8 protein-coding genes are annotated in these 14,970 nt (G+C 72.6%); 3 read left to right on the top strand and 5 right to left on the bottom strand.

The window, feature by feature from the left end:
• The first annotated feature begins 78 nt into the window (after positions 1–78).
• The gene (locus tag AB0L06_RS37210; RefSeq protein ID WP_500235903.1) at positions 79–1,053 is read left to right on the top strand and encodes a sulfite exporter TauE/SafE family protein; all 975 of its coding nucleotides are present in this window, start codon (positions 79–81) and stop codon (positions 1,051–1,053) included.
• Positions 1,054–1,811: 758 nt separating this feature from the next.
• On the opposite strand, the gene AB0L06_RS37215 is transcribed toward AB0L06_RS37210, so the two are convergent.
• From AB0L06_RS37215 to AB0L06_RS37225, 3 genes are all read right to left on the bottom strand, one after another.
• A complete protein-coding gene (locus tag AB0L06_RS37215; protein ID WP_500235904.1) occupies positions 1,812–3,095 on the bottom strand; it encodes an MATE family efflux transporter in 1,284 nt (427 codons plus the stop codon).
• Entirely contained in the window at positions 3,095–5,764 is a 2,670-nt protein-coding gene (locus AB0L06_RS37220) for a TrbL/VirB6 family protein (RefSeq protein ID WP_500235905.1), read from the bottom strand. The genes AB0L06_RS37215 and AB0L06_RS37220 overlap by 1 nt, the downstream gene beginning before the upstream one ends.
• 332 nt (positions 5,765–6,096) lie before the next feature.
• The gene (locus AB0L06_RS37225) at positions 6,097–7,161 is read right to left on the bottom strand and encodes a glycosyltransferase family 4 protein (RefSeq protein ID WP_500235906.1); all 1,065 of its coding nucleotides are present in this window, start codon (positions 7,159–7,161) and stop codon (positions 6,097–6,099) included.
• Between the two features lie 232 nt (positions 7,162–7,393).
• Between AB0L06_RS37225 and AB0L06_RS37230 the strand changes: the two genes are divergently transcribed.
• Both AB0L06_RS37230 and AB0L06_RS37235 read left to right on the top strand, forming a co-directional pair.
• Positions 7,394–8,539: a DUF1972 domain-containing protein gene (locus AB0L06_RS37230; RefSeq protein ID WP_500235907.1), complete on the top strand. Its 1,146-nt coding sequence runs from the start codon at positions 7,394–7,396 to the stop codon at positions 8,537–8,539.
• Positions 8,540–8,604: 65 nt separating this feature from the next.
• Positions 8,605–9,468 (top strand): phosphotransferase family protein, encoded by an 864-nt coding sequence (locus AB0L06_RS37235; protein ID WP_500235909.1) that lies wholly within the window; start codon positions 8,605–8,607, stop codon positions 9,466–9,468.
• A 73-nt stretch (positions 9,469–9,541) separates the two neighbouring features.
• On the opposite strand, the gene AB0L06_RS37240 is transcribed toward AB0L06_RS37235, so the two are convergent.
• Together AB0L06_RS37240 and AB0L06_RS37245 are read right to left on the bottom strand one after the other, a co-directional pair.
• Positions 9,542–11,191, bottom strand: coding sequence for a PQQ-binding-like beta-propeller repeat protein (locus AB0L06_RS37240; RefSeq protein WP_500235910.1), 1,650 nt, complete (start codon positions 11,189–11,191; stop codon positions 9,542–9,544).
• 249 nt (positions 11,192–11,440) lie between these two features.
• Positions 11,441–14,761, bottom strand: coding sequence for a LamG-like jellyroll fold domain-containing protein (locus AB0L06_RS37245; protein WP_500235911.1), 3,321 nt, complete (start codon positions 14,759–14,761; stop codon positions 11,441–11,443).
• Positions 14,762–14,970 lie beyond the last annotated feature (209 nt).

The raw sequence follows: 14,970 nt of genomic DNA on the forward strand, positions 1-14,970 counted from the left end.
CGCGCCGGGGTTCTGCCCGGTGGCGAACCCTCGTAGGCTGGTTATCGAGTTTTCCGACATGTCAGGTAGGTCATGCCGATGCACTTCGATTGGGCGATGGCCGGCGGCTCGTTCCTCGTCGCCGTCGTCGTCGGACTGACCGGGATGGGCGGCGGGGCGCTGATGACCCCGATGCTGGTGACGTTCTTCGGGGTCAGTCCGCTGGCCGCGGTCTCCAGCGACCTGGTCGCGGCGGCCGTGATGAAACCGGTCGGGAGCGCCGTCCACCTGCGCCGCGGCACGGTGAACCTGCGCCTGGTCGGCTGGCTGTGCGCGGGGTCGGTGCCCGCCGCGTTCGCCGGGGTGCTGGTCGCGCGCGCCCTCGGCGACGGCGCGGGCGTCGAGGACGTGGTCCAGAAGGCGATGGGCGTGGCGCTGCTGGTCGCCGCCGCCGGGATCGTCCTCAAGGCGTGGCTGACGCGCGGGCGCGCGTCGGGCGACGAGGGCGAACGCGCGCCCGACATCGTCGTCCGGCCGCTGCCGACGGTGATCGTGGGGCTGGTCGGCGGGCTGGTGGTCGGGATGACCTCGGTCGGGTCCGGATCGCTGATCATCGTGGCGCTGCTGACGCTGTACCCGGCGCTGCGCGCGAACCAGCTCGTCGGGACGGACCTGCTGCAGGCGGTGCCGCTGGTGTTCTCGGCGGCGCTCGGGCACCTGCTGTTCGGCGACTTCCAGTTGCAGGTCACCGCGGCGCTGCTCGTCGGATCGATCCCGGGCGTCTACCTGGGGTCGCGGATCTCGTCGCGCGCGCCGGGCGGGATCATCCGGCGCGTGCTGGCGTTCGTCCTAGTGGTGTCCGGCCTGAAGATGTTCGGCGTCACCGCCGTCCCGCTCGCCTGGGTCATGGTCGCCATGGCCATCGCGGCCACGGCGTTCTGGGCCCTGTCCCGCGCGCGTGCGCGTGCCCGCGGCCCACGGCAGGACGGCCCCGGCGGCGAACGCGAATCCGGACAGGAGCAGCCCGGAGACCAGCCATCCTCCGGCCACGTCGGTGACCCAGTGGCGCCCTAGGTCGAGCCTTGTGTAGCCCTCGACCACCCCGGACAGCACGACGAGCGTGAACGCGGCGGTGATCCAGCGGGGGCTCGACGCCCAGCGCATTCCTCGTGCGCGCGCGTACTGGAAGACCAGGAAGACGCAGAAGCCGCCCTGCGCGAGCAGCCGCATCGTCGCACCGGACGGGTACGTGCCCGGGTTGGTCGGCGGATGCCCGCGGTCCACGAGCGCGGCGAGCGCGAGCTGCCCCCAGTACTGCGTCACGAACATCGCCGCGATGAGGACGACCGGAACCCACCGGCGCCGCCGCGCCAGGAGCAGCGTCACGACCATGGACGCGATCGCGAAGTAGCGCGTCGCGGGACGGTCGCCGACCTGCGTGACCTGCGCCATCAGGGTCGTCCAGCCGCCGTGCAGGCGGTGCGCGGCGATCCAGTGGTAGACCGGCCAGTCGATCGCGTGCTGCCCGAACCGGAAGGCGGCGAGCCGTCCGAACGGCCACGCGACGACCAGGGTCGCACCGATGACCGCCGCACCGAGCAGCACGAACGCGGCCCACGGGCCGAGCGTCCGGACGAGCTCCGCGCGCGCGTCGAGGAGCCTCCGCCGGACGCGTCCGACCGGGTTCGCGCCGTTCAGGGCGTCCGAGACCTTCCCGACCAGGGTCGGACGGGCCAGGAAGACCACCCCGGCGATCAGGACGGAGGCGAGGACGACCGCGCCGCAGAGCACAACTGGCATGCGGCAAACGATAGTCACCCGGCAATCAGGAACTATCCAGAAACCTCGTACACGGCGGCCCGTTCAGGCGTTTCGGCCGGACGCGGATCTTCCCGGCGCAGCAGGAACCAGAGCAGCGCCGCCGAGACCAGCCCGCCGCCGCCGAGGCAGTACGGCGCCAGCGCCGCGCGACCGGGAGCCGCCGCGAGCAGGACGAGCAGCACCAGCAGCCCGAACGCGCTCTCGACGCCCCGCACGGCGAACACCATCCGGGACTTCTTGCGCGCGGTCGCCAGGCTCGCCAGCGGCAGCGTGCAGGCGAAGCAGACCGCGTACAGGCCCCATCCGGCGAGGGCCGTCCGGTTCACGTCGAAGGAGCCGCCGGTCACGACCGGGCCGAGCCAGTCGACCAGGACGATCCCGCCGAGGCTCAGGACCAGCGCGATCCCGGCCATCAGCCCGCAGGCGCGCAGCGCGGCCCGTGCGGGCATCGGCGTGCCCTCCCGCTCGGCCTTCGCGAAGTCGCCGAGCAGGAACCAGCCCGCGCCGTTCACGAACGTCATCGCGGGCGCGAGCAGCAGCCGCGCCGCCTCCACCCCGGCCAGCGCCGCGGTCGACGCGAACGCCGCGATCATGATCCGGGCCAGCAGCAGCGCGCCCGGCCGGACCCCGGCCTGCACCGACCGCCACCAGGCGAACTCCAGGATCTCCCGCAGCGCCGTCCCGCGCAGCGGCGCGCCCGCGTACTCCTCGGCGGGCAGCCGGACCCTGGCCAGCACGATCGAGGCGACGCAGCCGACGCACATCGCGGCCAGCAGCAGCTCGACCGAGCCGTCCACGCCGGCCCCGACCGCGATCCCGAGGGCCGCGAGCGTCACCACCAGGTAGGACGCGTCGTTGAGGGTGAGCCGCCAGAACTCCATCCGCGCGGTGAAGATCCGCCGTCCGGTCTCATTCAGCAGCCACAGCGCCACGAGCAGCGCGAACAGCGCCGTCCCGGCCACCCCGGCGAGGCCCATCGCGACCGACACGACCGCCCCGACCACCGCGCCCGCCGCGACCGTCCCGGCCACCGACCAGATCAGGGCGCCCCGGACCTTCGGGTCGAACCGGTCGAAGACCGTGAGGGTGTCCCCGACGAAGCTGGTCTGCACGGACGTGATCATGACCAGCACGGCGAAGAACAGCGCGTACGCCCCGTACCCGGACGCCCCGAGCGTCCGCGCCGCCAGCGACTGCACCACCAGGCTGCCGCCCGCCGTGACGAACTGCACCGCCACCGCGCCGCCCGCCGACGACAGCAGCTTCCCGGCCTTCCCTGAGAGCCCCTTGCGCATCAGTCGAGGTCGTAGCGCTTCGGCGCCGACTCGCCGGACGCGTCCTTGGCGCCGTCGTCCTTGGCGTCCTTGGCATCGGCCGCCTTCCGGGCCGATTCGTCCTTGACCGGCTCGGCCGAGAGGCCTCCCTTAGCAGAACCGGAATTCCCTTGCTTCGCGCCCGACTTCGCTAGGCCGGCCGCGGAGAGCATCTCGTCATCCACAATCCGGAGGTCTTCCACCGTGCGTCCGGGGTCGCCCGCAGAATCGGAAGAGCCCTCAGTCCAGAGGTCCACGGGGATGCGCGATCCGGCGTCCTTCCCGCCGGGCGCCTCGTCCGCTGGGGCGTCCTTCCCCTCGTCCTTGCCCGCGGCGCGCGGCGGCGTGGAGGCCAGCCCGGTCTCCAGCGCCTTCGCCGGGTCGCGGAACGAAACGTCCTCCCGAGAGGATCCACGCGAATGAGCCCCACCGGAACGCGACCGTCCACTGCTCCGCCGCGACCGCCCGGAAGCGACGGGCGCCCCGTCCTCCCCGGCCGTCGAAGCCTTCTCGCCGGGCTCGGATCCGGTGTTCGAAGCCCCCAGCTCGGGCGCCCGCCCGAACCCGCTCTCCGCCGCCGCGTCCGCCCGCGAGCCACCGCTCAGCGGGTCGGCGGAACGCGAGCCGACGCCGAGCGGATCGGACGAGTCGGCCCCCAGCGGATCGGCGGCCGAGCCCGCGGAGTGCCGTCCGGACCGCGCACCGGCGACCCGCCGCCCGTCCACGTCAGAGGTCCCACGCGTCCCGCGCTCAGCGCCGGACGTCCCGAACCCCGAGCCGTCCCCACGAGAGGAGACCCCGGCGGCCGCGTCCCCGGACCATCCACTGTTCCCGCCGGCCACATAAGTGTCACCAGGCGCCGAATCACGCCCCCGAGCCCCAGCCGCACCAGAAGGCGAGCCAGGCCCACTCCGACGCGAGCCCGCACCGCCCGCCTGCCCATCGGCCCCAGCACCACGCGTGCCGGTGCCCTCCACAGACGCGCCAGCGCCACGAACGCCGGTCTCATTCGCTTGGGAGGCGGCACCACTGCCATAGGCACCGGTACCCGCACCCCGGGCGCTGGCGCCCTCCACAGACGCGCCGCCGCCACGGGCACTGCTCTCGTTCGCGTGCGAAGCGGCGCCGCTGCCGTAGGCGTCGGTGCCGTAGGCGTCGGTGCCTGCACCACGCATGGTGGGGGCGTCCACGGACGTCCCGGCGCCACGGACGCCGGTCTCGCTCGCGTGGGAGGCGGCGCCGCTGCCGTAGGCGCCCGCGCCCCGGGCGCTGGTGCCGTCCACGGACGTCCCGGCGCCACGGACGCCGGTCTCGTTCGGGTGCGAGGCGGTGCCACTGCCGTGGGCGTCGGTGCCTGCACCACGCGTGGTCCGGGCGTCCACGGACGTGCCGGCGGCGCGGGGGGCGGCGGGGTCTGCGGGCGGGTTGGTGCCGCGTGTGGTGGTGGCGTTGGTGCGCGGGGTGCCGTTGACCTGAGGGGTGGCGTTGGTGCGGGGGGTGTTGACGTAGGAGTTCGTCGCGTCTGGGCGGGGGGTGCCGTTGGTGTAGGCGCTGCCCGGGTGGGACGGGGTGGGGTCCGTGGGCGGGAAGGGGGGGTTGCTGCGGCGAGGAGAGGTGTCGCCGTGGCGCGGATAGGTGTCGGCATGGCGGGGGGAGGTGTCACCGCGGCGGCCCGGGGCCGCGCTGTGGCGGCCCGAGTCGGTGGCGCGGGGGTCGGGGTAGACGACCGGGTTGGGGGACGTGTGCCCCGCGGGGAGCGCCGGACGGGCGGTGGGGCCGTAGACCTCGTCGTCGGACCAGACGGTTTCGAGGCGGCGCTCGGGGCCGCCCGGGCGGGAGCCCCGGGGGCCGCGCCGGAGGGGGCCGCCGGAGGTGGCGCGCAGGAAGGAGACGACACAGGCGAGGATCGCGCCGATGGCCAGGCCGATGACCGCGTTCTGCGGCAGCTGGTCAGGGGTGGACGCGCCGGAGTCGGCGCTGTCCACGAACTGCACGCCGTCGTTGGCGTTGGCGCGGGCGGACAGGACGCCGCTCTCCTGGGACTGGAGCTTGGCGAGGTTGGCCGCCAGCACCCGGCCCTCGCGGGTGCTCGACGAGGTGTTCTCCAGGGAGCGGGTGATCTCCCGCTCGCTGTTCTGGATGTTCTTGAGCTGGGTGTCGAGCTTGGCGGTCGCGGTCGCGATCGTCTCCTCCTGGTACGCCTGGACGACCGCGTTGGCGATCAACGCGGCCTCGGGCATGTCACCGCCGGAGGCGTTCACGATCACCACGCCGCTGTCGGGCTTGGTGGAGGTCTTCACGCGTCCGCGCAGGGCCGCCGCGGTCAGGGCGGGGCCGTGCTTGGACTTGATGAGCTCGGCGGCCCGGCCGAGGACGGGGGCCGAGCCCGCGAAGGCCGCGCGCTGCGCGGTGTAGGCGGCGTAGCCGGGCCCGGACACCACGCCCTGCCGCAGGACGTTGTTGTTGTTCGTCGGGTCGGTGACGGCGAAGCGGGCCGTCGCGGTCGCGCCCCCGAGCAGGAACGCGGTCGCCGCGACCGAGGCGAGCACGCAGGCCACCACGATGAGGGACGACATCAGCCGGTAGCGCCACACGGCCTCGACGAGACTGATCTCGGAGGTCGCCGGTGGGGCGGGGTTCGGTGCGGTCATCGTGTTGCTTCTCATCCTCTGGGCGGTCGGGCAGATCCTTGCGGAGGGGGGAGAACAGAACGGGCGGTGGCGACAAAGCAGGCTACGCGGTCGCCGCCGTCGCGTTCATCTCCGCTCGAAGATCAGGAGCGGTCGAGGCTCGGCATCGGTCATCGTCGTCGCTGGTCGGAGGCGTCGGCCGGGGCGGGGACTTTCGCGGGATCGAAGGCGTCGGCTCGGGCGGGGCTTCGCGGGATCGGAGGTTCGCGGGATCGGAGGCTCCGGCCGAGTCGGAGGCGTCGGCCGGATCGGGTCGGGGGACGTGGAGGGACGAGGTCGGATCGGGCTCCGGGTCAGGGGGTGGGGGCGGTCAGGGCGGTGACGGCCTCGCGGAGTTCCCGGTGGTAGCGGGCGGTGCCGAAGCGGGTGGTCGCGTCCGCGCGGGCTCGTTTGGCCATGGTCAGGGCGGAGTTCCAGTCGTCCAGCAGGCGGGTAAGGGCGTCCGCCAGGGCCTCAGGGTCGTCGGGGGTGACCCGGACGCCGGTCTCGCCGTCGATGACGATCTCGGTGAGCCCCTGGGTGGCGGAGACCACGACGGGCCGGCCGGCCAGCATGGCCTCCACCGCGACGTTACCGAACGGCTCGACCCGCGAGGGCACGATCGCGACGTCCGCTTCGGCGAAGGAGGCCCACACCGAGGGGCGGAAGCCCGCGAACTCGATCGCCGGGCTGCCGCCCGCGAGGGTGCGCAACTCCTCCTCGAACCACTCGTAACCTGGGAAGACGTCGCCGACGAGGGTCAGGCGGACGGGGACTCCGCGATCATGCAGGAGCCGGACGGCCCGGACCGCCACATCTGTGCCCTTGCGGGGTGACAGCCGTCCGACCAGGACGATACGGGCCGTGCCGGACAGTTCGGCGCGGGGTTCGGCGACCGGCTCGGACGGCCCGTCCACGCCGTTGTAGATGATCTGGGCGCGGCCGCCGGCGGAGCCGAGCGCGGCGGCGCTGGCGCGGCTGTTGACGATCACGGAGCGGGCCAGGCGCAGCGGGGCGGCGAGGGCCGTGCGCACCGGGCCGGGGACGCCGTCCTCGGCCTCGTGGACGTGGCACAGCGCGGGGACGCGCGCCAGACGTGCCGCGACCAGCCACAACGGGATCGTCACGGTGTTGACGTAGAGGGCGGTGGCCCGTTCACGGCGCAGCAGCCGCCACGCGGCGGGCAGCGAGCGGGCCGAGTCGAACGCGAGCCGCAGCATGCCCACCGGGGTCATGTACGCCTTGCGCAGGACGGGTACGGGAATCACCTCCACGCAGGCGCCGGCGTCGCGGAGCGCCTGCGAGAGGGGGCCGTCGGCCGGTAGCGTCACAAGGACGTCCCTGTCGCGAGCGAGACCGCGCACGGATTCGACGAGCATCCGGTCGGATCCGTAGAGATCCGGTGACGGATGCGCCAGCACCACGACGGGTCTGGTTCCTCGCTGGCCCACACTTCCCCTTCCGCCGCATCTGTCAGGCTTTGATAGAACAGACTCCCGCAACCCTCAGATTAACTCCGCATTACCCCTGGATGCGCGAGGCCCGTCCGGTCCTCCCCCCGCCGGCCCGGGCAGCCGCAGGGACCGCAATCGAAGGCATCGGAGGCTCCCCGTGCGCATCGCCATGATCGGCACCCGAGGTGTTCCCGCACGTTACGGCGGGTTCGAGACCGCCATCGAGGAGATCGGACGCAGGCTCGCGGACGCCGGGCACGAGGTCACGGTCTACTGCCGGGGCGAACGGCATCCGGACAGCACCTATCTGGGGATGCGGCTCGTCCACCTCCCGGCGGTGAAGAAGAAGGTCGCCGAGACGCTGACCCACACCGCCCTGTCGGTCACGCACGCCGCGGGCCGCCGGGTCACCGGGCGCGGCCCGGACGCGGCGCTGGTGTTCAACGCGGCGAACGCGCCCCTGCTGCCCGTCCTGCGCGCCATGCGCATCCCGGTCGCCACGCACGTGGACGGCCTGGAATGGAAGCGCACGAAGTGGAGCGGCTCGGGACGGCGCTACTACCTGGCCGTCGAGCGGCTGGCCGTGCGCTGGTCGGACGCCTTGATCGCGGACGCGATCGGCATCCGCGACTACTACCGGGAGAAGTTCGGCGCGGAGTCGGTCTTCATCCCGTACGGGGCGCCGATCCTGGAGGGCGCCGACACCGGCAAGCTCGCCGAGGCGGGCTACGAGCCGGGCGGGTTCCACCTGGTCGTGGCCCGGTTCGAGCCGGAGAACCACGTCCACCTCGCGGTCGAGGGGTACCGGCGCAGCGCGGCGCGCAAGCCCCTGGTCGTGGTCGGTTCGGCCCCGTACGCGGACGAGTACACCGCGCGCGTGCGCGAGCTCGCGGGCGACGACCCGCGCATCACCTTCCTCGGCGGCGTCTGGGACCAGGATCTCCTCGACTCCCTCTACGCGGGCGCGCTCACCTACGTCCACGGGCATTCCGTGGGCGGGACGAACCCGTCCCTCCTGCGCGCGATGGGCGCGGGCGCGTCCGTCCTCGCCTACGACGTGAACTTCAACCGCGAGGTCCTCGGCGAGGACGCGGGACGGTTCTTCGGCGATCCCGCGGCCCTCGCGCACGAGCTCGAGGCCGCCGAGGCCGACCCGGGCCATGCCGCCGACCGCGGCGAGGAGGCCCGCAAGCGCGCCGCGGAGCGCTACGTCTGGGACGACATCGCCCGCGACTACGAGCGCCTCTGCGAGGACCTCGCCGAGCGCCGCCTGACCCGCCGCACCGTCCGCCCGAAGCGGTGACGACCCGGCGACCGGCAGGGCCGCATTCCCCTTCCTCCCAGGTCACGGTGCCGCAGGGGGTCTTCGTGCGGGCTCCGGGGGCCGGGAACGTGCTGGTGCCCGTTTCGTCGCGGCGGGAGGCGCTGGCCGGGGTCTCGCTGCTGACGAAGTCGAAGCCGGTCGCGGTGACGGCGCAGTGGGCGCTCTACGGAGCCGTGGCCTTCGCGGGGCCGCGCGTTCTACCCGGGACGCGGACGTCCTGGGAGGCGCCCGGCGATCCGGCGCTGTGGCAGGACGTCGCGGACGGCGTCGGCGGATTCGATGGCCTGGCGGTCTACGAGCGTCCGCAGGCATCGCGCAGTGGAGTAGCGGCGGTGCTACTGCGCGCAGGCCAACCTGTCGGTTTTCTGAAAGTTCGTGAGGACGCGGGCGAGCTCGATCGTGAGGAGCGAGCGCTGCGCGCGTTCGCGAACGGCTGCTCCGCCGCCTTCCGCGTCCCGATGGTGCTGGGACGGGGCGAGACGGCGGGCGGCCACTGGATGGTCATCGAGGCCATGCCGCCGCGTCCGGCGCGTCCCGTCCGGAGGCCCGATCTCGCGGGCGTCGTCGAGGCCGTCCAGGGCGCCCTCGCTCCCGTCCTGCCGCGCGGGGAGGCTCCAGAAGCCTGGCGGCCCATGCACGGGGATCTCACCGCCTGGAACCTGCGGATGTGCGGGCGCGGCCTGCCCTGGCTGATCGACTGGGAGGACGCGGCGTGGGCTCCCCCGCACGCCGACCTCGTCTACTACCGCGCGACTGCGAGCGCCGCGCTGGGCGCTCCGCTGGGGACGCTGCCGCCGGACGTGTCCGAGGCCGCCGCCTTCTGGACCGAGCGCGTCGCACGCCGCGCGGGCGGAGACCACGACGCGGCCCTCAACCAGCGCCTCCTCGACATCCTCCGCGCCCTCTAGACGACACCTCAGGCAACGCAAAAGCCGCCACCCCAGGACGTCAGGGGCGGCGGCTTCCGCGTTGCGCGTGCGCCTAGCGGGTGACGGCGTTGGAGGCCGGGGTGGTGAAGCTGTTGCCCAGCGCGTCCTTCACGCGGATCTTGTAGGTGTGCCGCCCCTTCGGGGCGGCGGTGTCGGTGAAGCTCAGCGACGGCATCGCCCAGAACGTGGACGTCTTGGTGATGCTGCCGATCGGCTTGGTGCCGCTGTCGCGCAGGACCTCGTAGGTGAGGCCGGCGTTGTCCATGTCCCAGGTGGCCGTCCAGCTCAGGGCGACCTTGCCGGACGAGACGGACGCGCGCGGGGCGGCCATGGCGCGGGGGCCGGACTTGTTCGGGGCCTTGGCGCGGATCCCGAACCGGACGAGGCCCTGCTGCGCCTTGCCGTTCACCGAGGGGAACTCGCCGCCGAGCGCGATGATGTTGGCGTTCCCGGTGATCGCCCACGCGGCCTGGTACTGCTTGGTGAACGTGCCGGAGGCCAGCGTCGGGAACCAGTGCAGCAGGCTCGGGATCGGCTGCTTGCTGTAGTTGCTGTTGCTGCCCGGCTCGCTCTGGTCGCGGCCGGTCGGCGCGGCGGTCTCGGCCAGCGTCCGGTGCCAGGAGGCCGGGGTCGTCTCCTGGAACGCGCCGAGGGACGAGCAGTCGTGCGCGTGCGACACGCTGTACACGGCCTTGCCGAGCGGCAGGATCGAGTAGGTCGCGCCGTAGCAGTTGTCCAGCCAGACCAGGTCGCCGCCGCTGGCCTTGGCGGCGAAGCGCCCGTCGTACCAGTGGTGGCCCTCGCCGTCGGCCGCGCCGAACACCGTGTCGCCCTGGACCTGCAGGTCGGTGACGTACGAGAAGTCCGTCCCCTGCCGGGACGGGACGGGGCGGCTGCTCCACGGGGCCAGGGCGCCGTTGGAGGTGTAGACGGCGCCGACGCCGACCTTGGCCTGCCCGTCGAGCTGCTGGAAGCGTCCGCCGATCAGGACGGTCTTGCCGCCGGGGGCGAGCGCGAGCGCGAACACCTCGTCGTCGTCCGCGGTCGGGCGCCAGGTGTCGATGTTGGCGCCGTTGGACGCCTTCACCGCGGCGAGCCGGGTGCGGGCCTTGCCGTTGACGTTGAAGAAGTTGCCGCCGAAGTAGACGGCCGAGTCGGTCGCGGCGATGCCGCGGACCTTGTTGGACACGACCGGGTTGAACGCGTCGACGAGCTTGCCGGTCTTGGTGTCGAAGGCGGCGAGGCGAGTGTGCGCCTTGCCGTCGACGGTGGTGAACTCGCCGCCGACGTAGACGCGCTTGCCGTCCGGCGAGGCGACGACCCGCAGGCCCTGGCCGTTCAGCTTGTGGTTGAACGTCGTGACGAGGTTGCCCGTGCTCAGGCTGAACGCGAGGAGGTTCTGGCGGGTGACCTCCTTGGCGTTGCCCGGCTTGGTGCCCGGCGGACGCGCCTTGGTGAAGTTCCCGGTCGCGTAGACCGTGTCGCCGACCGTCGCCATGCTCCAGACGACGCCGTTCACCTGCCAGGTCGGCAGCGCGTCGGCGCTCATCGTCGCGGGCGTCCCGGACGGCGGCGCGGTGTCGGCGGTCGCGGAGCCGACCGGGACGAACGCCGCGCCGAGCAGCGCCGCCCCTCCGGCGAGCGCGACGCCGGATCGTCTGATCCGGCGGGTGGACGTTTCTGGTCGCGTGTGAGCCCTCACGAATCGCTTCCCTCAATGCCCCGGAGACTCGGTGGCCGCTCGGCCACCACGGTCAGGGGGAGATCGTAGTACTTGTCCGCATTCGCCTCAGCGCATCTCAGAGAAAGACAGCAAAGAGGGCGAGTCCTCGGAAGAGGACCCGCCCTCAGACGCGGGGGCGCCCGGCGAACCGCCGGACACCCCACGCGCTTCGGCTTTGGCCGGACGACGTGGCGCGCTCCGCTCAGGCGCACCACCCCGGAGACCAGGTCAGGGGGCCAGACGGTCCGCCCGGAGGTCATCCAGCGAGAGACGCACCGGAACGGCCGTGTTCTTCGCAGTGTAGGCCCGCACCCCGACGCCGCCCCCGCGTTGCAGAGCGGCTGTGGCGTCGGTCATAGAGAGCGTCCACGCCGAAGGCTCGGACTGCCCGGCGGCCCAGACCTTCGCGCGCAGCGTCGTCGGGGCCGTCCCTACCGCCTGGACGCGCACGCGCAGCCGCGTCCACGCGTTGAACGCGATGCCCGAAATGACCTTCTCCGACCCGAGCGCGGTCTCCGTGCCGGACGCGTTCGTCTTACTCAGACGCAGGTAGACCTTGCCCGCCGCCATCCGGACGCGGGCCCGGTACTCGCCCGCGCCGCCGATCGTGCGGGGCGTCCCGTAGGCCGCGACGCCCGCGCCGGTCGGGTTGCGGTCGGCGGAGAGCTGGAAGGTCAGGTCGTTGCTCGTCGACGCCACCGACTTCAGCCCGGCGCCGCCGAGCGCGCCGGCCTTGGTCATCTTGATCCAGCCGACGCCGCCGCTGGTCGAGAACGTGCCGCCGTAGACCGTCCACGCGCCGCCCGGCGTCGTGGAGCCCCACCCGGACGCGACGGTCCGGGTGAAGCCGTCGGTGACCAGGTTCTGCGGCTTGACCGCGACGGACGAGGTGAACTCGGTCGCGACGCCCTTGTCGTCGGTGACCTTCAGCTTGACCGTGTAGCTCCCGGCGGCCTGGTACAGGTGCACGGGCTTCACGCCGGCGCCGGTCGTCTTGTCGCCGAAGTCCCAGGCGTAGGACTTGATCGAGCCGTCCGGGTCGGACGACTTCGCCCCGTCGAACGTGCAGGACAGCTGCGCGCAGGACGGCGTGAACGTCGCGACCGGCGGCTCGTTCGGCTTCTCGGCCCCGGACCCGATCGCGAAGTGCCGGTTCAGGTCGGCGCCGGTCAGCACGGACGGGTAGTACGCGACCTCGTCGATGTCGCCCTTGAAGTACGCGCTGCCCGCCTGCGGCCAGCTCGCGAGGTTGTCGCCGCCGATCCGCCAGTAGCCGTCGTAGTTCTGCCCGAACGTGGTGTCCGGGTCGGCGGCCTGCTGCTCGCCGTCCACGAACAGCTTCATGCCCGAGGACGAGCCGAGCGTCCCCGCGACGTGGTGCCACTTCCCGTCGTTCAGGCCGGAGCTGCTGCGCACCGTCTTGGTCTGACCGTCGTAGACGCCGAACATCACGGCGCCGTCACCGGTCATGTACAGCTGACGGTCGTAGGACGCGCTGAGCCCCGACTCCTTGTCGCCGAACCCGATGATCTTCCCGCCGGACGTGCTCGTGGTCTTGACCCAGGCCTCGAGGGTCAGCTCGTCCGGGTTGGGCGTGGGCGCTCCCCCGGCCGTCCCGTCGGGGGAACCGTCGAAGGTCGCGGCGTGGCCGTCGTCTCCGGCGATCGCGCCCTGGGCGTTCCGGTCGACGCCGGAGCCCGCGGTCAGGTCGCCCCCGCCCGCGTAGTCCAGGACCTTGCCGGACGGCTCGTCCAGGCGCCAGTAGCCCGCCGCTCCGTCCGCGGCGACGATGTCGGCGTACGAGCCGACCTTGCCGTCACCAGGCCGGGCCGCGCTGGACGGCACGGTGCGCGTCCCATTGCCCGAAGGATCCTTGGCACGGACCTCATAAGTGTGATCAACACCCGGCGCGGCCGTCTTGTCGATGAAAGCGACGGTCGGCCGCTTCCAGAACGTCGAGGTGCGGGTGACGGTTCCGATCGGGTCCTTGGCGCCGTCCCGAAGCACCTCGTAGGTGAGGGCGGGGTCGTCCATGTCCCAGGTGGTCTGCCAGCTGACGCGGATACGCCCACCAGGCAATGACGTCGCTGTCGGCCCGGGGGCAGGGGTGGCGAAGCCGTCCGGACGCGGGGCGGACTTGTTCGGCGCCTTCGCACGGCTGGCGAACCGGACGAGCCCCTGCTGCGGGGTGCCGTTCACGCTCGGGAACTCTCCCCCGAGGGCGATGTAGTCGTCACTTCCGGTGATCGCCCAGGCCGCCTGGCCCTGGCCGGTGAACGTGCCGGCGGTCAGCGTCGGGAACCAGTGCATCAGGCTCGGGACGGGCTGCCGGCTGTAGTTGCTGTTGCTGCCCGGTGCCGAGTGGTCGACGCCGGTCGGGTCAGCGGTCTCGGCGAGCGTCCGGTGCCAGGTGACCGGGTTGGTCTCACGGAAGTCGCCCGTCGAGGTGCAGTCGTGCGCGTGCGAGACGCTGTAGATCGTCTTGCCGCGCGGCAGCATCGAGTACGTCGCGCCGTAGCAGTTGTCCAGCCAGACGAGCTTGCCGTCGTCGGCCTTGGCGGCGAAGCGCCCGTCGTACCAGTGGTGGCCCTCGCCGTCGGCGGCGCCGAACACCGTGTCGCCCTGTACCTGCAGGTCGGTGACGTACGAGAAGTTGTCGCCCTGCCTGGACGGGATGGGCCGCGCCTCGAACGGCAGGGTCGCGCCGCTCACCGAGTCGATCTGGCCGATCCCGACGTGCGGCTCGCCGTTGATCGTCTGGAACCGCCCGCCGACCAGGACACCGCCCTTCGGCGCGATGGCCAGCGCGAACACCTCATTGTCGTCCGCCTTCGGCGCCCACGACAGGTTCGTCCCGTCGGACGCCCTGACCGCCGCGAGCCGCGTCCGGCCCTGGCCGTTGACGTTGAAGAAGTTGCCGCCGAAGTAGACGGTCGAGTCGGTCGCGGTGATGCCGCGGACGATGTTGGACACGACCGGGTTGAAGGCGTCCACGAGGGCGCCGGACGCGGTGTCGAACGCGGCGAGGCGGGTGTGCGACCTGCCGTCGACGGTCGTGAACTCGCCGCCGACATAGACCCGCTTGCCGTCCGGCGAGGCGACGACCCGCAGGCCCTGGCCGTTCAGGCTGTGGTCGAAGGACTTCACGAGCTCGCCGGTGCTCAGGCTGAACGCGAGGAGGTTCCCGCGGTCGACCTCCTGCGTCCCCGGGGCCGCGCCCGGCGGACGGGCCTTGGTGAACTTGCCGGTCGCGTAGACCGTGTCACCGACGGTCGCCATGCTCCAGACGACGCCGTTCACCTGCCAGGTCGGCAGTGCGTCCGCGCTGACCGTGGGCGGGGTGGCGGCCGAGTCGGCGGCCGTGCTCGACACGGTGGCGGAGTGCTCCGGGACGGCGAAGACGATCGCGCCCGCGACGGCGGTCGTCAGCGCGACGCCTCCGGCGAGCGCGGCGCTCCGCCGGGAGAGGCGGGGGACGCGGGGGGCTCGGCGCCGCGCGGGGTCTCCGGACGGGCGCGAGGTGAGTCGTCGATTCAGACGAACATTCACAAGCTGGGATCCTCCACAAGAAGGGAGCGGGGCGGGACAACAGCCCCCAGAAGTAAGCGTTAGGTTAACGACTACCAGCCGGACGGCCCTGGGCGGAGTGGCCAATGCGCCTGAATCGTGACCGGGGGTCCCGTCCGTCCGCCTAGACTCGTACGACCTCCCCCAAGCCTGGCACGTCGGCCGGGCGCGTTCCCGAACCTCGAGGAGTT

The sequence above is a fragment of the Spirillospora sp. NPDC052269 genome, assembly GCF_040679435.1.
Classification (GTDB): Bacteria; Actinomycetota; Actinomycetes; order Streptosporangiales; family Streptosporangiaceae; genus Spirillospora.